The organism is Serratia sp. 2C06 (assembly GCF_050037615.1).
Taxonomy (GTDB): domain Bacteria; phylum Pseudomonadota; class Gammaproteobacteria; order Enterobacterales; family Enterobacteriaceae; genus Serratia; species Serratia ureilytica.
On sequence record NZ_CP188299.1, the window covers coordinates 2,768,161 to 2,787,785 of the forward strand.

Annotated in this window: 22 protein-coding genes and 1 other annotated feature; of the genes, 8 read left to right on the forward strand and 14 right to left on the reverse strand. The window is 63.1% G+C overall.

Annotation, left to right across the window (positions count from 1 at the left end; genetic code table 11):
* Positions 1 to 40 precede the first annotated feature (40 nt).
* From hisIE to hisL, 9 genes are all read right to left on the reverse strand, one after another.
* Entirely contained in the window at positions 41 to 661 is a 621-nt protein-coding gene (gene hisIE, locus ACP3TA_RS13650; RefSeq protein WP_089194486.1) for a bifunctional phosphoribosyl-AMP cyclohydrolase/phosphoribosyl-ATP diphosphatase HisIE, read from the reverse strand.
* The gene (hisF, locus tag ACP3TA_RS13655; RefSeq protein ID WP_033642483.1) at positions 655 to 1,431 is read right to left on the reverse strand and encodes an imidazole glycerol phosphate synthase subunit HisF; all 777 of its coding nucleotides are present in this window, start codon (positions 1,429 to 1,431) and stop codon (positions 655 to 657) included. Before hisF ends, hisIE begins: the two co-directional genes overlap by 7 nt.
* Complete coding sequence (hisA, locus tag ACP3TA_RS13660) at positions 1,413 to 2,150, reverse strand: 1-(5-phosphoribosyl)-5-[(5-phosphoribosylamino)methylideneamino]imidazole-4-carboxamide isomerase (RefSeq protein WP_033650627.1); 738 nt, start codon at positions 2,148 to 2,150, stop codon at positions 1,413 to 1,415. Before hisA ends, hisF begins: the two co-directional genes overlap by 19 nt.
* 5 nt (positions 2,151 to 2,155) lie before the next feature.
* Positions 2,156 to 2,746: an imidazole glycerol phosphate synthase subunit HisH gene (hisH, locus tag ACP3TA_RS13665; protein ID WP_021504315.1), complete on the reverse strand. Its 591-nt coding sequence runs from the start codon at positions 2,744 to 2,746 to the stop codon at positions 2,156 to 2,158.
* Entirely contained in the window at positions 2,746 to 3,813 is a 1,068-nt protein-coding gene (gene hisB, locus ACP3TA_RS13670) for a bifunctional histidinol-phosphatase/imidazoleglycerol-phosphate dehydratase HisB (RefSeq protein WP_015377254.1), read from the reverse strand. The genes hisH and hisB overlap by 1 nt, the downstream gene beginning before the upstream one ends.
* The gene (gene hisC / locus ACP3TA_RS13675) at positions 3,810 to 4,898 is read right to left on the reverse strand and encodes a histidinol-phosphate transaminase (RefSeq protein ID WP_103101105.1); all 1,089 of its coding nucleotides are present in this window, start codon (positions 4,896 to 4,898) and stop codon (positions 3,810 to 3,812) included. Before hisC ends, hisB begins: the two co-directional genes overlap by 4 nt.
* Complete coding sequence (gene hisD / locus ACP3TA_RS13680; protein ID WP_060659733.1) at positions 4,895 to 6,202, reverse strand: histidinol dehydrogenase; 1,308 nt, start codon at positions 6,200 to 6,202, stop codon at positions 4,895 to 4,897. The genes hisC and hisD overlap by 4 nt, the downstream gene beginning before the upstream one ends.
* 4 nt (positions 6,203 to 6,206) lie before the next feature.
* Positions 6,207 to 7,106 carry an ATP phosphoribosyltransferase gene (gene hisG, locus ACP3TA_RS13685; protein WP_015377256.1) on the reverse strand — a complete coding sequence of 300 codons (900 nt, stop codon included), beginning with the start codon at positions 7,104 to 7,106 and terminating at the stop codon, positions 6,207 to 6,209.
* Between the two features lie 71 nt (positions 7,107 to 7,177).
* Positions 7,178 to 7,304: a sequence feature (His leader region), on the reverse strand.
* On the reverse strand, positions 7,280 to 7,327 hold the full coding sequence (hisL, locus tag ACP3TA_RS13690; RefSeq protein WP_100396937.1) for a his operon leader peptide: 48 nt from the start codon (positions 7,325 to 7,327) through the stop codon (positions 7,280 to 7,282). It overlaps the preceding feature by 25 nt.
* 229 nt (positions 7,328 to 7,556) lie before the next feature.
* Here hisL and ACP3TA_RS13695 point away from each other — a divergent pair, with 229 nt between their 5' ends.
* Positions 7,557 to 8,381 carry an SDR family oxidoreductase gene (locus ACP3TA_RS13695; protein ID WP_033642487.1) on the forward strand — a complete coding sequence of 275 codons (825 nt, stop codon included), beginning with the start codon at positions 7,557 to 7,559 and terminating at the stop codon, positions 8,379 to 8,381.
* A gap of 6 nt (positions 8,382 to 8,387) precedes the next feature.
* Here the strand turns inward: ACP3TA_RS13695 and ACP3TA_RS13700 are convergent, their stop codons facing one another.
* Entirely contained in the window at positions 8,388 to 9,302 is a 915-nt protein-coding gene (locus ACP3TA_RS13700) for a LysR family transcriptional regulator (RefSeq protein WP_129993302.1), read from the reverse strand.
* Positions 9,303 to 9,552: 250 nt separating this feature from the next.
* Here ACP3TA_RS13700 and speB point away from each other — a divergent pair, with 250 nt between their 5' ends.
* The 4 genes from speB to ACP3TA_RS13720 all read left to right on the forward strand — a co-directional run bounded on the left by speB (position 9,553) and on the right by ACP3TA_RS13720 (position 14,201).
* Positions 9,553 to 10,485, forward strand: coding sequence for an agmatinase (gene speB, locus ACP3TA_RS13705; RefSeq protein WP_033642489.1), 933 nt, complete (start codon positions 9,553 to 9,555; stop codon positions 10,483 to 10,485).
* Positions 10,486 to 10,562: 77 nt separating this feature from the next.
* On the forward strand, positions 10,563 to 11,948 hold the full coding sequence (locus ACP3TA_RS13710) for a sodium:solute symporter (RefSeq protein WP_033642490.1): 1,386 nt from the start codon (positions 10,563 to 10,565) through the stop codon (positions 11,946 to 11,948).
* A gap of 16 nt (positions 11,949 to 11,964) precedes the next feature.
* Positions 11,965 to 13,392 (forward strand): purine-cytosine permease family protein, encoded by a 1,428-nt coding sequence (locus tag ACP3TA_RS13715; RefSeq protein WP_206196201.1) that lies wholly within the window; start codon positions 11,965 to 11,967, stop codon positions 13,390 to 13,392.
* The gene (locus ACP3TA_RS13720) at positions 13,389 to 14,201 is read left to right on the forward strand and encodes a nitrilase-related carbon-nitrogen hydrolase (protein ID WP_033642492.1); all 813 of its coding nucleotides are present in this window, start codon (positions 13,389 to 13,391) and stop codon (positions 14,199 to 14,201) included. Before ACP3TA_RS13715 ends, ACP3TA_RS13720 begins: the two co-directional genes overlap by 4 nt.
* Positions 14,202 to 14,277: 76 nt before the next feature.
* On the opposite strand, the gene ACP3TA_RS13725 is transcribed toward ACP3TA_RS13720, so the two are convergent.
* On the reverse strand, positions 14,278 to 15,261 hold the full coding sequence (locus ACP3TA_RS13725) for a magnesium and cobalt transport protein CorA (protein WP_033642493.1): 984 nt from the start codon (positions 15,259 to 15,261) through the stop codon (positions 14,278 to 14,280).
* 11 nt (positions 15,262 to 15,272) lie between these two features.
* Positions 15,273 to 15,692 (reverse strand): GNAT family N-acetyltransferase, encoded by a 420-nt coding sequence (locus ACP3TA_RS13730; protein ID WP_206196203.1) that lies wholly within the window; start codon positions 15,690 to 15,692, stop codon positions 15,273 to 15,275.
* A gap of 131 nt (positions 15,693 to 15,823) precedes the next feature.
* On the opposite strand from ACP3TA_RS13730, the gene ACP3TA_RS13735 reads away from it, so the two are divergent.
* On the forward strand, positions 15,824 to 16,924 hold the full coding sequence (locus tag ACP3TA_RS13735) for a PQQ-dependent sugar dehydrogenase (protein WP_206196204.1): 1,101 nt from the start codon (positions 15,824 to 15,826) through the stop codon (positions 16,922 to 16,924).
* 13 nt (positions 16,925 to 16,937) lie between these two features.
* On the opposite strand, the gene ACP3TA_RS13740 is transcribed toward ACP3TA_RS13735, so the two are convergent.
* Entirely contained in the window at positions 16,938 to 17,558 is a 621-nt protein-coding gene (locus tag ACP3TA_RS13740; RefSeq protein WP_197815446.1) for a glutathione S-transferase family protein, read from the reverse strand.
* Positions 17,559 to 17,649: 91 nt separating this feature from the next.
* Positions 17,650 to 18,306: an HAD family hydrolase gene (locus ACP3TA_RS13745; RefSeq protein WP_033642497.1), complete on the reverse strand. Its 657-nt coding sequence runs from the start codon at positions 18,304 to 18,306 to the stop codon at positions 17,650 to 17,652.
* 107 nt (positions 18,307 to 18,413) lie between these two features.
* Between ACP3TA_RS13745 and ACP3TA_RS13750 the strand changes: the two genes are divergently transcribed.
* Positions 18,414 to 18,650 (forward strand): hypothetical protein, encoded by a 237-nt coding sequence (locus ACP3TA_RS13750; protein ID WP_071845076.1) that lies wholly within the window; start codon positions 18,414 to 18,416, stop codon positions 18,648 to 18,650.
* Positions 18,595 to 19,617 (forward strand): isopenicillin N synthase family dioxygenase, encoded by a 1,023-nt coding sequence (locus tag ACP3TA_RS13755; protein ID WP_033644235.1) that lies wholly within the window; start codon positions 18,595 to 18,597, stop codon positions 19,615 to 19,617. Before ACP3TA_RS13750 ends, ACP3TA_RS13755 begins: the two co-directional genes overlap by 56 nt.
* Positions 19,618 to 19,625: the final 8 nt, after the last annotated feature.

Here is a 19,625-nt window from a genome sequence, read left to right on the forward strand (position 1 = left end):
GTTAACGCCCGGCGGCTTTTTTATTGCGCGTGATTTAATGTCACGCTTTTTTCTGATGCCGCTCGCGCAGCCGGCCGATCACCGCGCTCAGATCCAAATCCTGGTCCTGCAGCAACACCAGCAGGTGATAGATCAGATCCGAGGCCTCGTTGGTCAGCTCTTCGCGATCGTTGACCGTGGCGGCCAGCGCGGTTTCCACGCCTTCTTCCCCGACCTTCTGCGCGATGCGTTTGGTGCCGCTGGCGTACAGGCTGGCGGTGTATGAGCTGTCCGGGCTGGCATGCTTGCGCTCCGCCAACAGCTGTTCCAGCTGATAGAGGAACGTCCAGTCGCTGGCGGCCGGATGGAAGCAGCTGCTGTTGCCCAGGTGGCAGGTCGGGCCGATCGGGTTGGCCAATACCAGCAGCGTGTCGTTATCGCAGTCCGGCGTGATGCTGACCACCTTGAGGAAGTGGCCGGAACTTTCGCCTTTGGTCCACAGGCGCTGCTTGGTGCGCGAAAAGAAGGTGACATTGCCGCTCTGCTCGGTGGTCGCCAGCGCTTCCGGCGTCATGTAACCCAGCATCAGCACTTCGCCGGAAATGGCGTGTTGCACGATGGCCGGCATCAGGCCGTCGGTTTTCTCCCAGTCCAGCTGGTTTCTCTGTTGTTCTGTCAGCACACGCGAATCTCCACGCCTTGTTCGACCAGGAACCTTTTCAGTTCGCCGATATTGATGATTTGTTTGTGGAACACCGATGCCGCCAGCGCGCCGTCGACGTCCGCATCGCGGAACGCTTCCAGGAAGTGCTCCATCGTGCCCGCGCCGCCGGAGGCGATCAGCGGCACTTTGCAGACCTCGCGCACCCGACGCAGCTGCTGCAGATCGTAACCGTTGCGCACGCCGTCCTGGTTCATCATGTTCAGCACGATCTCACCGGCGCCGCGGCGCTGCACTTCCTGCACCCAGTCGAGGGTTTCCCACTGGGTGACGCGGGTGCGGCTCTCGTCGCCGGTATATTGATTGACGTGGTATTTGCCGGTTTCACTGTCGAACCAGGTATCGATGCCCACCACGATGCACTGCACGCCAAAGCGATCCGCCAGACGGCTAATCAGGTCGGGATCGGCCAGCGCCGGTGAGTTGATGGAGATTTTGTCGGCGCCGAAAGACAGGATCTGGCTGGCGTCCTCGGCGCTTTTAATGCCGCCGGCGACGCAGAACGGAATATCAATCACCTCCGCCACGCGCGACACCCAGCTTTTGTCCACCACCCGGCCGTCGCTCGAGGCGGTGATATCGTAAAACACCAGCTCGTCCGCGCCTTCTTGCGCATAGCGCTGCGCCAGCGGCACGATGTCGCCGATGATTTCGTGGTTGCGGAACTGCACGCCTTTCACCACTTGCCCGTCTTTAACATCCAGACACGGGATTATCCGTTTTGCCAGCATGCAATCGCCTCCTCAACGCTAAATTTACCTTCCAGCAGGGCGCGCCCGACGATCACGCCGGCAACGCCGCTGCCGCGCAACTGGGCGATGTCGTCCAGATTGCCGATGCCGCCCGAGGCCTGGAAGGCCACTTGCGGATAGCGGCGGCTGATCTCCTGATACAGCGCCACGTTGGAACCGGCCAGCGTGCCGTCGCGCGAAATGTCGGTGCACAGCACGTGTTTCAGCCCGTAGGGCAGGAACTGCTCTACCACCTGTTCCAGCGTGGCGTCGGAATCTTCCTGCCAGCCGCTGATGGCCACGCGCTTCACGCCCTGCGCGTCGATGCGCACATCCAGCGCCAGCACCAGCGCGTCGGCGCCGTAGCGTTCGAACCAGCTTTGCACTAACTGCGGTTGTTTCACCGCGGTGGAGCCGATCACCACGCGCGTGGCGCCGGCCTCCAGCAGGGCGCTGACGTCTTGCTCGTTGCGGATGCCGCCGCCGACCTGCACCGGCACGTTAACCCCCGCCAACAGCTTGCGCAGCAGCGGGATCTGGCGCGCGGCCGGATCTTTGGCGCCGGTCAGATCGACCAGGTGCAGCACCTGGGCGCCCTGTTGTTGATAGTCCTGCAGGCGCAGCAGCGGATCGTTGCCGTAGTCGCGCTGTTGGCCGTAATCGCCCTGATGCAAACGCACCACGTTGCCGTCGATCAAATCCAAAGCCGGAATAATCATGCTGCCTACATCTCCAGAAAGTTTTTCAACAGTTGCGCGCCGGCCGCTCCAGAACGTTCTGGATGAAACTGCACGCCGAAGAAGTTGTCTTTTTGCACGGCGGCGGTGAAGGGCTCGCCGTAGTTCGCCTGAGCGATGGTGCTGGGGCATATCGGCATCGCATAGCTGTGAACGAAATAGAAGTAGGCGCCGTCATCGATGCCGCGGAACAGATGGTGGCCCGCCTGCGCGGATACCTGGTTCCAACCCATGTGCGGCAGCGGCAGGCCGAAGTCGGTCATCTGCTTTACCGGCGTATCGATGAGGCCGAGCGTCGTTATGCCGCCGTTCTCTTCGCTGCTGGCCGCCAGCAGCTGCATACCGAGGCAGATGCCCAGCACCGGCTGAGTGCAGGCCCTGATCAGTTCGATCAGATCGCGTTCGCGCAGCTGATCCATCGCCGCCTGCGCGGTGCCGACGCCCGGCAGGAACAGCTTGTCGGCGCGCAGCACGATCTCCGGATCGCGGCTCACTTCCGGCTGATAGCCCAGGCGCCGCACCGCATAGGTGACGGAGGCCAGGTTGGCGCAGCCGGTATCCAAAATCACCACGTTCATCACAGCACTCCTTTCGAGCTCGGCAGGGTATTGCCCTCGACGCGGATCGCCTGGCGCAGCGTGCGGCCAAACACTTTGAACAGGCTTTCGACCCGGTGGTGGTCGTTTTTGCCTTTGGTCTTCAGGTGCAGCGTGCAACCCATGGTGTAGGAGAGCGAGCGGAAGAAGTGCTCGACCATTTCGGTGCTGAGATCGCCGACGCGCTGATAGTTGAACTCGGCCTTGTACTCCAGGTGCGGGCGGCCGGAGATATCCAGCGCGCAGCGCGCCAGACACTCGTCCATCGGCAGCACGAAGCCGAAGCGGGCAATGCCGCGCTTGTCGCCCAGCGCCTTGTTCAACGCTTCGCCCAGCGCCAGGCCGGTGTCCTCTACGGTGTGGTGATCGTCGATATACAGGTCGCCTTTGACGTCGATCTCCATGCGGAAGCCGCCGTGGGTGGCGATCTGATCCAGCATGTGGTCGAAGAAGCCGACGCCGGTTTTGATTTTGCTGCCGCCTTCGCGATCCAGCCAGACGTTGACATCGATCTGCGTCTCTTTGGTCACGCGGTTAACCCGCGCATGACGGTCGCGCAGGGTCAGCTGGCGCACGATCTCTTTCCAACCCAGCACGCCGCGCTGGTAGCGCAGCCCCTGAATGCCCATGTTTTCTGCCAGCTGCACGTCGGTCGGCCGATCGCCGATCACGTAGCTGTGGGCGGTATCGAGCACGCCGGGTTCGAGGTAACCCTTCACCAGCGCGGTCTTCGGCTTGCGGCAGTCGCAGTTGTCCGCCGGCAGGTGCGGGCAGATCAACACATCGGCGAACTGAATGCCCTGCGAGCTGAGGATCTGCATCATCAGGTTGTGCGGCGGATCGAAGGTTTCCTGCGGGAAACTGGCGGTGCCGAGCCCATCCTGATTGGTGATCATCACCAGCTGATACCCCGCCTGTTGCAGCGCCAGCAAGGAAGGGATCACGTCTGGCTCGAGCGCCAGCTTGTCCAGGCGGTCAACCTGGAAATCTTCCGGTGGCTCGGCGATCAGCGTGCCGTCACGATCGATAAAGAGGATTTTTTGGCTCACATTGGCTCCTGGCGAGTCTGGTTGGCACCGGGCAGGGTGGACAAGGCGTCCACCACGCGTTGACATTCGTCGCGGGTGCCTATGGTGATGCGCAGGCAGCCGGACAACCCGGGCTGTTTGTTTTGGTCTCGTAAGATAATGCCCTGATCCCACAAGCTTTTAAACACATTACTTGAGGCGGTGAAGCGGGCCAGCAGGTAATTGCTGTCGCTGGCGAAAACCTGCTCGACGCAGGCGCATTTCTCCAGCTGTTGCTGCAGCCAGCTGCGGGTGGCGGCGATGTCGGTGACGCGCTGACGCATGGTGCGGATGCCTTCTTCGCTCAGCGCCTGCGCGGCGATATCCGCCACCGGCGTCGAGAGCGGGTAAGGCGCGATCACCTTCAGCAGCAGGGCGATCAGATCTTCGTTGGCGAGCGTAAAGCCGCAGCGCAGGCCGGCCAGCGCAAAGGCCTTCGACAGCGTGCGCAGAATAGCCAGGTGCGGATAGTCGCTCAGCCACCCGGCCACCGAGGCCTGCGGGCAAAACTCGATATAGGCTTCGTCCACCGCGACGATCGCTTTGCCTTTGGCCAGCTCCAACAGGCTGCGCAGAGAGTCCGGGTCAATCAGGTTACCGGTCGGGTTGTTCGGGCTGCAGACGTAGATCAGTTTCACGTTGTCCAGGCTGTCCGCGATGGCCGGCAGATCCAGCTGCCAGTCCTCTTTGGCGGCTACGGTGCGGCGCTCCACGCCAAAGGTTTCGGCGCTGACGGCGTACATGCCGTAGGTCGGCGGGCAGAACAGAATGGCGTCTTTGCCCGGCTCGCAGAAGGCGCGGATCAGCAGCTCAATGCCTTCATCGGCGCCGCGGCTGACCAGCACCTGCTCTTTCTTGACCCCGGCATAGGCGGCGTAGCGTTCGATCACCTGCGCCGGCTGGCACTCCGGATAGCGGTTGAAGGTTTGCGCGGTCAGCTGGAATTCCGGGGCGATCGGGTATTCGTTGGCGTTCAGCCATACGTCGCCCTTGCCGCCGAGGCGGCGCGCTGATTGATAAGGGGTCAGCTCGCGAACGTTGGCGCGCGCCAGTTTTTCGATGCTCATGCTTGTTCCTTCAGGGCGGCGACGCGCAGGGTCACGGCGTTCTTGTGGGCGATCAGCTGCTCGGCGGCAGCCAGCGTCTCGATGGTGGCGGCCAGGTTGCTGAAGCCCTGCGGCGTCAGCTCCTGCACCGTCATGCGTTTTTGGAAATCGGCCAGCCCAAGGCTTGAGCAGGTGGCGGTGTAGCCGTAGGTCGGCAGCACATGGTTGGTGCCGGAGGCGTAATCGCCGGCGGACTCCGGCGACCAGTCGCCGAGGAACACCGAACCGGCGCTGGTGATGCTTTCCACCAGATCGCGCGCATTGCGGGTCTGAATGATCAGGTGCTCCGGGCCGTAACGGTTGCTGATGGCCACGCACTCCGGCAGATCGCGCGCCACGATCAGGCGGCTGCTCGCCAGCGCCTGGCGGGCGGTCTCGGCACGCGGCAGCTCGGCCAGCTGGCTTTCCACCGCGTCGGCCACCGCCTGCGCCATCGCCGCGTCCGGCGTCAGCAGGATCACCTGCGAATCCGGGCCGTGCTCGGCCTGCGACAGCAGATCGGAAGCGACAAACGCCGGGGTGGCGCCGGCGTCGGCGATCACCAGCACTTCTGAAGGACCGGCCGGCATGTCGATGGCCGCGCCGTCAAGGCGCTGGCTGACCTGCCGCTTGGCTTCGGTCACGAAGGCGTTGCCCGGCCCGAAGATCTTCGCCACGCGCGGCACGCTTTCGGTGCCGAACGCCAGGGCGGCGATCGCCTGCGCGCCCCCGACCTGAAACACTTCCTGCACGCCGCACAGCTGCGCCGCATACAGGATCTCATCGGCGATCGGCGGCGGCGAGCACAGCACTACCCGGCGGCAGCCGGCGATGCGCGCCGGCGTCGCCAGCATCAGCACGGTGGAGAACAGCGGCGCCGATCCGCCGGGAATATACAGGCCCACCGAGTCGATTGGGCGGGTCACCTGCTGGCAGCGCACGCCCGGTTGCGTTTCGACGTCCACCGGCGGCAGTCGCTGCGCGTTGTGGAAGGTTTCCACGTTGGCGACGGCCACCGCCATCGCCTGTTTGATGTCGTCGCCCAACCGCGCGGCGGCGGCGGCGATCTGCTCGGCGCTGACGCGCAGCGCCGAGACTTCCGCCTTGTCGAAACGGGCGCTGTAGTCGCGCAACGCCCGATCGCCGTTGGCCTTCACGTTGTCGAGGATCTCGTTGACCGTGCGGGTGATGCTGTCAGAAGCGGCGATCGCCGGACGCATCAGCAGCTCGGCCTGGCGTTCGGCGCTGCACGTCGCCCAATCGATCGGCGTGTTGAAGGTCGACATGGCGTTACTCCATCATCTTTTCAATCGGCAGCACCAGAATCGAGCTGGCGCCGAGCGCTTTCAGTTTTTCCATGGTTTCCCAGAACAGGGTTTCGCTGCTGACCATGTGCATCGCCACGCGGTTCTGCGCGCCGGCCAGCGGCAGAATGGTCGGGCGTTCGGCGCCCGGCAGCAGCGCGACGATCTCGTCCAGTTTCTCGCTCGGCGCGTGCAGCATGATATATTTGGATTCGCGCGCCTGGATCACGCCCTGAATGCGGGTCATCAGGCGGTCAATCAGCTGCTGTTTGGCTTCAGGCATTTCGCCGTCGCGCTGGATCAGGCAAGCTTTGGAGCGGTAGATCACCTCCACTTCGCGCAGGCCGTTGGCCTCCAGCGTGGCGCCGGTAGAGACCAGATCGCAGATGGCGTCGGCCAGGCCGGCGCGCGGCGCCACTTCCACCGAGCCGTTCAGCAGGCAAGATTTGAAGCGCACGCCCTGTTTGTCGAGGTATTGCTTCAGCAGGTGCGGGTAAGAAGTGGCGATGCGGGCGTCCTGCAGGCTTTGCGGGCCGGCGTATTCGGCGTCGAGCGGGGTGGCCAGCGACAGGCGGCAGCCGCCGAAATCGAGGCGGCGCAGGGTGAAGTAGCGCGGGTCTTCACCCTGTGCGCGGCGGCTGAGCAGCTCTTCTTCCAGCACGTTCTCGCCGATGATGCCGAGATCGACCACGCCGTCCATCACCAGACCCGGAATGTCGTCGTCGCGCACGCGCAGGATATCGATCGGCATGTTTTCGGCGAAGGCGATCAGACGCTGCTGCTGCAGGTTAATCTTGATGCCGCAGCGCGCCAGCAATTCCTGGGATTCATCGCTCAGGCGGCCCGACTTCTGCATTGCGATCCGTAAACGTGTCTTGTCCAGCATGGTAACCTCTGTTTAATCTGTAATTTTATGAATTTATTGTAAAAACTATTCTTTTCTGTCTGTCCGGAGCCAAAAAAAAACCCTCGGAAGAAATCTTCCGAGGGCTCTCTCTTGCGTTCTGCGCGCCACTGGAAGATTAACAAACCGTCTTCCAGCACACATCGCCTGAAAGACTAGTCAGGGTGATGGTGATGATGGTGGTTGAACTGAACGCGTGTCATGGTGTTTTCTCTCAGCAAAAGTCGGTAAAAAACCGTATGGCAATTAAGCTAAACTATCCGCTGTCCGCCGTGCAACTCTTTTTTATCGTCATAAATTTAATTTATTGAAACAGGTTGAGTTATTAGCCACACACGGCTTTACCTAACCTTAAGCCGGTCAGATTGTATCGCCGCGCGCAGTGGCGTAGCCTTAAGGGCAGGGCGCTGCGATCTTCAGGAGAGGAAGAGGATGAAAAAGGTAGCCATTATTGGTCTGGGTTGGTTGGGCATGCCGCTGGCGTTGTCGCTGATGGGCCGCGGGTACGACGTGGTCGGCAGCAAAACCACGCCGGACGGCGTCGAGGCCGCGCGGATGAGCGGCATCGAATGTTATCAGTTGGAGCTGACGCCGGAATTGATCTGCGATCCGGACGATCTGGCGTCGTTGCTGCGCGTGGATGCGCTGGTGGTCACGCTGCCCGCGCGCCGCACCGTCGAAGGCAGCGAGAATTATTTCAATGCGGTGCGCATGCTGGTGGACAGCGCAATGGCTTTCGGCGTGCCGCGGGTGATCTTCACCAGTTCCACCTCGGTGTATGGCGAAACCGCCGGCACGCTGCGCGAAGAGTCGCCGCTGCGGCCGGTCTCGCCGTCCGGCCGGGTATTGGCCGAGCTGGAGCGCTGGCTGCACGAGCTGCCGAATACCTCGGTGGACATTCTGCGCCTGGCGGGGCTGGTGGGCGCCGATCGCCACCCAGGCCGCTTCCTGGCGGGAAAGCTCGATGTGAAGGGGGGCTCGCAGGGGGTGAATCTGGTGCATCAGGACGACGTCATCGCCGCCATCCAACTGCTGCTCAAGCTGCCCAAGGGCGGCCACGTGTACAACCTGTGCGCGCCGCGTCATCCGGCCAAGCGCGATTTCTATCCGGCCCTGGCCGAGCAGTTGCACCTGGAGCCGCCGCAGTTTGCCGACGAAGCGGAACAGGATGAGCGGCTGGTGGACGGCAACCGCATCTGCAACGAGCTGGGTTTTGAATACCAGTATCCCGATCCGGCGCGCATGCCGGTCAGTTAACGTCCGTCAGGCCCCGCACATGCGGGGCTTTTTTTCGCCGGCGCGCGCCAAATCCTCCAACAGCGCGTTCAACGCCTCGTCGGGTTGGACGGGGCGGCTGACCAGGCTGAGCGTGGCGCGGTAAGAGAGCGCTGCGCCGCCCAACTGCCGCAGCAGCCCTTGCTCCACCCAGCGCGCCGCATAGTGGGTGGGCAGATAACCGAGACAGGTGCCGCTCAGCACCAGATGGGCGACGCTCTCCATGTGGTGGGCCACCGCGGCCAGATGCGGCGGGGCGATCGGGCACAGCTGGTGCGCCAGCAGGTAGCCGCGCTTGACCCAGCGCGCGTTTTCAATCTGCTTGCGCTCGGGTTCTTCCACCGCGAACAGCGGGTGATCCTCACTGCAATAGATCGCCTGCGTCTCCTCCAGCCACGGTTGATAACGCAACGCCTCCAACTGCTGGCCAAAGTAGCCGATGCCCAGATCGAGCTGCCGGTGCAGCAGCCCTTGTTCAATCTCGTTCGGTGAACAGATGCGGCACTGCAATTGCACGTCCTGGTGGCGCCGCTGAAAGTGCTTGATGGCCTGACTGAACGGGTTGCCCGGCAGTGAAACCAGGTTATCCACCAGACCGATTTGCAGATCGCCGGTCAGCAGGCCGTTCAGCGACTGGCTGACCCGGGTGAAGTCGCGGGCGGCGTTGAACAAGGAGCGGCAGGCGATCAGCATGCGTTCCCCTTTTGGCGTCAGCCGGAAGCCGGAGCGCCCGCGCTGGCACAGGCGAAAACCCAGTCGCGTTTCCAGCGAGGCCAGATGGGTGCTGATGGTAGATTGGTTCATCAGCAGCGTTTCCTGTGCGGCGCTGACGCCCTGGGCTTCCGCCACCGCGACGAACACCCGCAACAGCTTCAGATCGATATCGCTTAGGTTAGTGAGCATCGCCCCCTCCGCAGAACGTCGGCCGCTTAACCCATTTTTAACATCGAAGAAATAGGCGCGGCGCTGAAGATATGGCCTTTCTTATGGCATGAGATTGAAATAAAAATCAACGCTTCAATGGGTTAGTTACATCGTGTTTTTCGATGTTTACATGCAAAAGCGGGAATGGTAGCCGGTGCGGTCAACGGGGTAGTCTGCGAATGTTGCTTAAATGTTTCAATTTATCGCAAGCCCAAGACAAGGAAACGCCATGCTGAACCAACCCCAAAGCGGCAACGACATGCCGCGCTTTGCCGGTCTCCCCACCATGATGCGCCTGCCCGCCGCCGATCAGGCGCGTGGTCTGGACGCCGCCTTTGTCGGCATTCCTCTGGATATCGGCACCTCCAATCGCAGCGGCACCCGCTATGGCCCGCGCCAGATCCGCCAGGAGTCGGTGATGATCCGCCCCTACAACATGGGCACCGGCTCCGCCCCATTCGAACGGCTGCAGGTGGCCGATCTGGGGGACGTCGCCATTAACCCCTACAGCCTGGCGGACAGCGTACGGCGCATCGAGGCGGCTTACCGCGAGATCCTGGCGCACGGCTGCACGCCGTTGACGCTTGGTGGCGACCACACCCTGACGCTGCCGGTGCTGCGCGCCATCGCCCGCCGACATGGCCCGGTCGGGCTGATCCACGTCGATGCGCATTCCGACACCAACGAGGAGATGTTTGGCGAACAGCTGGCGCACGGCACCACCTTCCGCCGCGCGTTTGAGGAGGGGCTGCTGGCGCCGGAAAAAGTGGTGCAGATTGGTCTGCGCGGCAGCGGCTATGCGGCGGATGACTTCGATTGGTCACGGCGCCAGGGCTTTCGCGTGGTGCCGGCCGAAGCTTGCTGGCATCGGTCGCTGACGCCGCTGATGGCGGAGATCCGCGAGCAGATGGGCGATGCGCCGGTTTATCTCAGTTTCGATATCGACGGGCTGGATCCGGCCTTCGCGCCGGGCACCGGCACGCCGGAGGTCGGCGGACTGTCGGTTTGGCAAGGGCTGGAGATCGTGCGCGGCTGCCGTGGGCTGAACCTGATTGGCGGCGACGTGGTGGAGGTGTCGCCGCCTTACGATCGTTCCGGCAATACGGCGCTGCTGGCGGCCAATCTGCTGTTTGAAATGCTGTGCGTGCTGCCGGCCCGCTGAGGCCGTCGTACTGACCCTGCCGGCGGAGCGGTTGCGTCGGGCCCCCTGATAACAATAACAACGGAGTGGAGGTACCCATGAATCTCGATCTGCTGGTTGTGGTGATTTACTTTCTGGTGATAGGCGCGGTGGGGTGGATGGGCATTCGCCGCGCCAACTCCAAAGAGGCGTATCTGGTGGCCGGGCGCAACCTGGGGCCGGGGCTGTATCTGGGCACGCTGTCGGCGGTGGTGCTCGGCGGTGCGTCGACCATCGGCAGCGTCAAGCTCGGCTACACCTACGGCATCTCCGGCGTCTGGCTGTGCGGCGCGCTCGGGCTGGGCATTGTGGTGCTGAGTCTGGTGCTGGCCAAACCGCTGCTCAAACTGAAGCTGTATACCGTCAGCCAGGTGCTGTCGCGGCGGTATCACCCGGCGGCGCGGGTCACCAGCGGCGCGATCATGCTGGCGTATGACCTGATGGTGGCGGTGACCTCGATCATCGCCATTGGCAGCGTGATGCAGGTGATGTTCGGCCTGTCGTTCAGTGCGTCTATCCTGCTCGGCGGCGGGCTGGTGGTGCTGTATTCGACGCTGGGGGGCATGTGGTCGCTGACGCTGACCGACATCATTCAGTTCATCATCATGACCGTCGGCATGATGCTGGTGCTGATGCCGATGAGCATCGTCAAGGCCGGCGGCTGGGAGGCGTTCACCAGCCTGCTGCCCGCCGGTTACTACCAGCTGTCGTCGATCGGGCTGGATACCATTCTGGTGTTCTTCCTGATCTACTTCTTCGGCATTTTGATCGGTCAGGACATCTGGCAGCGGGTGTTCACCGCCCGTAGCGCCAATGTGGCGCGCTTCGCCGGGCTGGGGGCGGGCGTCTATTGCGTGCTGTATGGCGTGACCGGCGCGCTGATCGGCATGGCCGGCAAGATCGTGCTGCCGTCGCTCAGTAATACCGACGGCGCCTTCGCCGCCATCGCGCAGGCGGTGTTGCCGGTCGGCGTCAGCGGGCTGGTGGCCGCGGCGGCCCTGGCGGCGCTGATGTCCACCGCCAGCGCCTGCCTGCTGGCCTCTTCGACCATCGCACTGGAGGACGTGTTGCCGGCCATCCGGCGCAAACCTTCTGGCGGGCTGGCCGCCGGGCGCTTCACCACGCTTTTCATGGGCGCGGTCATGCTGGGGCTGGCGTTTGTGGTGCGCGACGTGCTGGCGGCGCTAACGCTGGCTTACAACCTGTTGGTGGGCGGCATGCTGATCCCGTTGGTGGGGGCTATCTTCTGGCCGCGCGCCACCAGCGCCGGCGCTATCGCCAGCATGCTGACCGGCAGCCTGTGCGTGGTGGGGCTGATGATCTGGCACGGCATCGACGCCAACAGCCCGATCTACGGCGGTCTGGTGGGCGGCGGCGTCGCCTTCGTGCTGGGCAGCCTGCTGAGCCGCCCGGCGCCGCAGCTGCAGACCCAAACCGAGCGTTGAAACGACGAGGTGGGACATGAACAATCGCAATGTGGCGCCACGCCCAAAAATTGAAGTGCGCTCGATAGACTATGTGCCCCGTCACGAGCGGCATGGCAAGGTTTGGCATCAGGCGCCGTTTTGGTTCACCGGTAATTTCGTTTTGACGACGATGGTGGTCGGTTTCACCGGCCCGGCGTTGGGGTTGGGCGCGCTTTATTCAATGCTGGCCATTGTCGTCGGCGTGGGGTTCGGCACGTTCTTCATGGCGTGTCATGCCAATCAGGGGCCGCGCATGGGGCTGCCACAGATGATCCAGTCGCGGGCCCAATTCGGCCTGCGTGGCGCCATCGTTCCCTTTGCCGCCGTGGTGTTTGTTTACATCGGTTTCAACGTGTTCAACGTTATTCTCGCGACCGATGCGATCAACACGGTATTGCCGGGTCATCGTCCGCCTTGGTATGCGTTGCTGATCGCGGTGGCCGTGCTGTTGGCGATCGTCGGCCACGATATGCTGCATGCGGTGCAGCGCTGGCTGACCTATGTGATGATGGCGGTGTTCGGCGTGCTGACGGTCGGTGCCGTGCTGTCGCTGCGGATGGACGCCGTCGTCGGCGCCGGGCATTTTTCGTGGGCGGCTTTTTTGATTCAGCTGTCGGCGGCCGCCGGCTACCAGATCAGCTACGCGGTGTATGTCTCCGACTACTCGCGCTATTTGCCGCATGAAACGCCGTCGGCCAACGTGATCTTTTGGACTTATCTGGGGGCGGCCGGATCGGCGCTTTGGCTGATGTCGCTGGGCGCGTTTCTGGCCTCAGCATTACCGGCTCCCGATGCGATCGGCAGCGTACAGGCGGTGGGGAATGGCATCTATCCGGGGTTCGGCACGCTGGCTGTGCTTTTCGCTGTGCCTTCGCTGGTCGGTATCATGGCGGTCAACTGTTATGGCGCAATGCTGACCAGCCTCAGCGCGATTGACGCGTTCCGTAAAGTGACGCCAACGTTGAAATTACGCATGGCCGGCATCGGCGTCGTCGCTCTGACGGTGTTCGCGGTGGCGTTGGCTATCCCGGCGAGCTATCTCGCCAGCTTCAATACCTTCGTGCTGCTGATGCTGTATTTCCTGGTGCCCTGGACGGCGGTGAATCTGATGGACTTTTACGTGGTGCGCAGCGGACATTACGCGATAGGTGAAATCTTCAACCCGGCGGGGATCTACGGCCGTTGGGGCGGCTCCGGTCTGACGGCCTACGCGATCGGCATGCTGGCGATGGTGCCGTTCATGACGTTGGGCTTTTACACCGGCCCCTTTGCTGTTTTACTGGGCGGCGCGGATATCGCTTTTCTGATCGGCTTGCTGGTGGCCGGGAGCGTTTATGTCGTCATGTGCCGAAAGCTCGATCTTGAAGCCGAACGGCGGGTGGCGTTGCGCTGCGAGGGATTATTGGAAGGAGAACGGGAGTGAAGGAAAAAATCAGCGTCGCATGCTGCCAGTTGGCGCTGCGGGTCGGGGAAGCGGAACATAATCGGGCGCTGTCCGCCCAGGCGATCCGCCGGGCAGCGCAGCGCGGCGCCAACGTCATCGTGTTGCCGGAGTTGGTGAACAGCGGCTACGTGCTGCGCGACAAGGCGGAGGCGCTGGCGTTGGCCGAGGCCGAAGACGGCCCTAGCCTCAGCCTGTGGTGTGCCCTGGCGAGTGAGCTGGATGTGGCGATCGTCGCCGGTTTTTGCGAGCGCCTGCCCGAGGGTGAGGTGGCCAACAGCGCGGCGTTGATCGATGCGCAGGGGGTGAGGGCTATTTATCGCAAAGCGCACCTGTGGCATGAAGAGAGTTTGATCTTTACCGCCGGCGATCGGCCGCCGCCGGTCGTCGAGACGCGTTTTGGCCGGTTGGCGGTGATGATCTGTTACGACCTCGAGTTTCCGGAGTGGGTGCGCTTGCCTGCGTTGGCCGGTGCTCAGCTGCTGTGCGCGCCGGTCAACTGGCCGCTGGCGCCGCGCCCGCAGGGCGAACGGCCGGCGGAGATGGTGAAGGCGCAGGCCAACGCCGCCGTCAATCGGCTGTTCATCGCGGTGTGCGATCGCTGCGAAACGGAGCGCGGCGTTGCGTGGATCGGCGGTTCGGTGATCGTCGACGCCGACGGCTATCCGTTGACGCAGAGCCTGACAGGCGAAGGCATGGTGCTGGCATCGATGGATATCGGCGTAGCCGATGACAAGCACATTGGCCGCCACAATCACGTGCATCGCGATCGGCGGCCGATGCTGTATTGAAGCGGCGGGGCGGTCGGTGGACCCGGCTGCTCCGCAGATCGTCTTCGCCGGTGGGGAAAATCCGCCGTTTGGGCGCTTACAGCCAGCCCGATTTCTTCAGTTTCTGATACAGGAAAATGCAGCCGACGGCGGTCACTCCCAGCGTGGCGTGATAGGCCCACGGGAACTTCAGTTCCGGCATGTCGGCGAAGTTCATCCCGTACAGGCTGAAGACCACCGTCGGGATGGCCAAAATCGCCCCCCAACCCGCCAGCCGTTTCACCACTTCGTTTTGTTTGACCGTCACCAGCGCCAGGTTGACGTGCATGGCGTTGGTCAGCATTTCGCGCATGTCGTCGATATTGCTGACCACCTGATGGGCGTGATCTTGCACGTCGCGCACGTAGGCGCGCAGCTCTTTCGGGATCACCTCTTCGTGCAGGCGGATCAGCTGGTTGCAGATTTCATCCATCGGCAGCGCGGCGTTGCGCAGCGCCAGCAGATGGCGGCGCAGGGTATAGACGTTCTCGATCGCCGCCTGATCGAACTCTGACTGAAACATGTTGGCTTCAATGTTCTCGATGGTGCTCTCGAAGCGCGCCACCACGCTGCGGTAGTTATCCACCACGAAGTCCAACACCGAATAGAGGGCGAAGCCCGGCCCGCGGCACATCTGCTTGTGGTTCTCTTCCGCCTTGGCGCGGATCGGCGCGTAACTGGGCGAAGCGCCGTGGCGCACCGTCACCAGAAAGTTTTTGCCGACGAAGAAGTGGGTTTCGCCATATTCGATTTCGTCGTGCTCGCCCCACTGCGCGGTTTTCACCACGATGAACAGCGAGTCGCCGTAGGTCTCCAGCTTCGGCCGCTGGTGCGCGCACAGCGCGTCTTCGATCGCCAAATCGTGCAGCCCGAACTCCTCCTGCACCTTGCGCATAAACGCCGGCTCCGGCTGCCTTAATCCCAGCCAGATGAAGGTGTCGGGCTGTTTGACCACCTCACTGATATCGTCGATGGTCACTTCGCCCAGCCGTTGGCCGGCTTTGTACGCTACACAGTTCACCACCATGCTTTTGCTGTCCATCCGTCCATCCATTAATCAGTCAGCGTTTTGGTAAGTAAATAACACTCATGTTCCACCGGATACTCTTTCAGCGTCATTTGCAGCTGATAACCGAGCTTTTCGTAGAACGGCCGCGCCTGAAAGCTGAAGGTGTCGAGGCGGGCGTAGCGGCAGCCGCGCGCCTGCGCCTCGCGTTCGGCGGCGCGCATCAACCGGCCGCCGAGGCCGCTGCCGCGTTGGGAGTCCGCCACCCACAGCCACTCGACGCTCAGCCAGTTGCCCCAGGTTTCGGCGGTCAGTCCGCCGATCACCGTGCCGGCCTCGTCGCGCGCATAGACGCTGAGCGGCTTGCGGTGACGGGCGTCGATATGCGGCAGGTTGTAAGCGCGCAGGCCTTGCCTGATCGCATCGAGGGTGTGTTCGTCAATCGCGTCGGTAACGGTAATGTCCATGATTCCTCCTGGGTGATGCGTTAACTTAAGCACACTGCGGCCAAAAGGCAACCTGTTGAAATGTAATGCAAACGACCGCGGCCGCTGAGTGGGCTACACTAAACGGGTCATTTCACCTCCAGGAGGATGCCATGCCCCGATTGACTTTGCTGGCCGGTTTGCTGCTGTGCAGCGGCCTACTGCACGCCGCGCCGACGGTCAGCCAACTGCAAGACGGCCTGGAACACCCGTGGTCGTTGGCCTTTTTGCCGGCGGAACAAGGCCTGCTTATCACCGAGCGGCCCGGCCGGCTGCGGCTGTGGCAGCAGGGCAAAGGCCTGTCGCCGCCGATCGCCGGCGTGCCGCAGGTTTACGCCGAGGGGCAGGGCGGCCTGCTGGAGGTGTTGCCGGCCCCCGACTTCGCCTCCAGCCGACGGGTGTATCTCAGCTTCGCCGAACCGGGCGAGGGCGGCAAAGCCGGCACGGCGGTCGGCTATGGCCGCCTGAGCGACGATGGCGCGCGGCTGGAAAACTTTAAGATGATCTTCCGTCAGCAGCCCAAGCTGTCGGTCGGCAATCACTTCGGCGGCAAATTGGCGTTTGATCGGCAAGGCTACCTGTTTATCACGCTGGGCGAAAACAATCAGCGGCCGACGGCGCAAGAGACCGACAAACTGCAGGGCAAACTGGTGCGGCTGACCGCCGAGGGCGCCGTGCCGCCGGACAACCCCTGGGTCGGCCAGGCAGGTAAACGCCCGGAGGTTTGGTCTTACGGCCATCGCAATCCGCAAGGGCTGGCGTTGAACCCGTGGAGTGGCGCAATCTGGGAGCATGAGCACGGCCCGCGCGGCGGCGATGAGCTCAACATCCCGCTGCCGGGTAAAAACTACGGCTGGCCGCTGGCCACCTACGGCATCAACTATTCCGGCCAGCCGATCCCCGAGGCGAAAGGGGAGCGGGTGCCCGGCACCGAACAACCGCTCCACTATTGGCGGGTTTCGCCCGGCCTCAGCGGCATGGCGTTCTATGATGGGCAGCGCTTCCCCGCCTGGCGGCACTCGCTGTTCATCGGCGCACTGGCGCAAAAGGCACTGATTCGCCTGACGCTGAAGGGGGACAAGGTGGTGGCGGAAGAGCGGCTTCTGGGCGATCGCGGCGAACGCATCCGCGAGGTGCGCAGCGGGCCGGATGGTTACCTGTATCTGCTGACGGACGAACGGGACGGCAAGCTGCTGAAGGTCGGGGCGTCGTAACGCCCCGCACGCGTCAGGTGAGTGCGCTCATCACGCCGCGCTGGTAGGCCGGGCGTGCGCGCAGTTGCTGATACCAGCGCTCCATGTTCGGCCGCGGGCGGCGGGCGATCGGCATTTCGAACCAGGCGTAGGCGAAGCTGCCGAGCGGGATATCGCCGAAACCGAACGCGCCGCCGGAGAGGTAAGGCTGGTGCGCCAGCGTCTGTTCGATGACGTCGAAGTGTTTTTCCAGCGTGGCGATCGCCGTTTCGATTTTCGCCATGTCGCGCAGCTCCGGCGCGGTGCGTATCAGGCCCCAAAAGACGATGGTGAAGGCCGGGACAATCGTCGAGGTGGTCCAGTCCATCCATTTCTCGGCGGCGGCGCGCGCCTGCAGATCTTGCGGATAGAACGTCGTGTCGCCGAATTTCGCCGCCAGGTAGCGCACGATGGTGTTGGACTCCCACAGCACGAAGTCATCGTCCTGCAGCAGCGGCACCAGGCCGTTCGGGTTCAACGCGCGGTAACTCTCTTCGTTGACTTTGCCGAACGCCCCGCCGGCGTTGATGTGGGTGTAGTTGAGCCCCAATTCGGCGGCGCACCACAGCACCTTCCTGACGTTGTTCGAATTCTCACGACCCCAAATGGTCAGCATGGGATAACTCCGTTAGCGGATAATAAGGCCCCTCTATACCTACGCCACAACGCGCTTTTTGTCACACCGCAGGGCACTTTTTGTCTGCCGCTCAGCGTTCCCAGCGGCACACTTCCCAGCCGCGCTCCGCCGCCAGCGCGCTCAGTTCGCTGTCGGGGTTGATCACCGTGGCGCTGTCGACGAATTGCAGCATCGCCTTGTCATTGAGAGAGTCGCTGTAGCCGTGGCTGTGCTCGAACTTCAGGTGCGGGTGCTGCGCCAGCCAGTGCTGCAGGCGGATCACCTTGCCCTGTTGATAGGTCATGGTGCCGTAGGTGTTGCCGGTGAAGCGGCCATCGCTGATTTCCACGCCGATCGCCAGCGCATCGTCGGCGCCGAGCTGTTCGGCGATCGGCGCCACCAGATGCTCGCCGGTGGCGGAGATCACCAGGATGCAGTCGCCGCGTTCGCGGTGCCACTGCAGGCGTTCGCGGGCGGCGGGATAGACGCGCGGCAGGATGTCGCGGCGGATGTAACGTTGCACCCAGCCGGCCACGGTTTGCACGCTCAGGCCGGCCAGCGGCGCCAGCGTGGCCTGCATGTAGTCCTCCATCGACAGCTTGCCCTGATAATAGAGCTGCATCAGCTGCTGCTCCTGCAGTTCCAGCTCCGCCGGCGCGAACCCCTGGCCGACCAGCCAGCGGATCCACAGGCTGGCACTGTCATCGTCAATCAGGGTTTCATCCAGGTCGAATAAGGCTAAATCCATCAGTATTTCTCCGGCAGGCAGGGTATGAGGTCGTTTACAGGATAGCGGATAGCGCACATCGCCAGCCAGCGGCGTCGGCGAAATTGCGCAGAGCATAAGAAACATTGATGACGGTTTTGCGACAGTTTGTTGAACGTTTGCATAACTTAGAACGCAACAATATTGGCCGCTCCGGCGAGCGCGGTGATAACTATGAAGCAAATGCAGCTACCCGCTGGGGAGTGACAATGTTGATTATTCGCCTGTATGGCAGCCCGATCGTGATCGGGGAAGAAGAGGAACCGCATGATGACGCATCTGACGACGCAGAAGACGCTGCCGCTGCTGGATCTTTCGCAGCTTGACGGTGATGCGCGCCAACGGCGCGCCTTTCTCGACGATCTGCGCGCGGCGGCCCGCGACGTCGGTTTTTTCTATCTGCGCGGCCACGGCGTGGACGGCGCGCTGAATGCGCGGCTGCAGCACGCCGCGCGGCAATTCTTCGCCCTGCCGGAAGCCGACAAGCTGGCGGTGCAGATGGTGCATTCGCCGCACTTTCGCGGTTACAACCGGGCGGCGGCGGAACTCACGCGCGGGCAGCCTGACTGGCGCGAGCAGTTCGATATCGGCGCCGAACGCCCGGCGCTGACGCTGTCTGATGACACGCCGCGCTGGGCGCGCCTGCAGGGGCCAAACCAGTGGCCGGCGGCGCTGCCGACGCTGAAACCGCTGCTGCTGCAGTGGCAACAGGCCATGACCGCCATGTCGCTGCGGCTGCTGCGCGCTTTCGCTTTGGCGCTGTCGCTGCCGGAGCAGGCGTTCGATCGTTTGTACGGCGAGAAGCCCAACGAGCACATCAAACTGATCCGCTACCCGGGGCGGGACGCCACCGGCAGCGCACAGGGCGTCGGCGCGCACAAGGACTCCGGGTTTCTCAGCTTTTTGCTGCAGGACGCGCAAAAAGGGCTGCAGGTAGAGGTGAGCGAAGGGCAATGGATAGACGCGCAGCCGCGTGAAGACACCTTCGTGGTGAACATCGGCGAGCTGCTGGAACTCGCGACCAACGGCTATCTGCGCGCCACGGTGCACCGGGTGGAAACGCCGCCGGCGGGGCGCGACAGGTTGTCGATCGCTTTCTTCCTCGGCGCGCGGCTGGACGCGGTGGTGCCGCTGTATCAACTGCCGCCGCAGCTGGCGGCGCAGGCGCGCGGCCCGGCCAGCGATCCGCTCAACCCGCTGTTTCGCGACGTGGGCGACAATTACCTGAAAGGGCGCATCCGCTCTCACCCCGATGTGGCGCACCGTTTTTATCAGGACGTCATCGGCGTCTGAACGCCGGG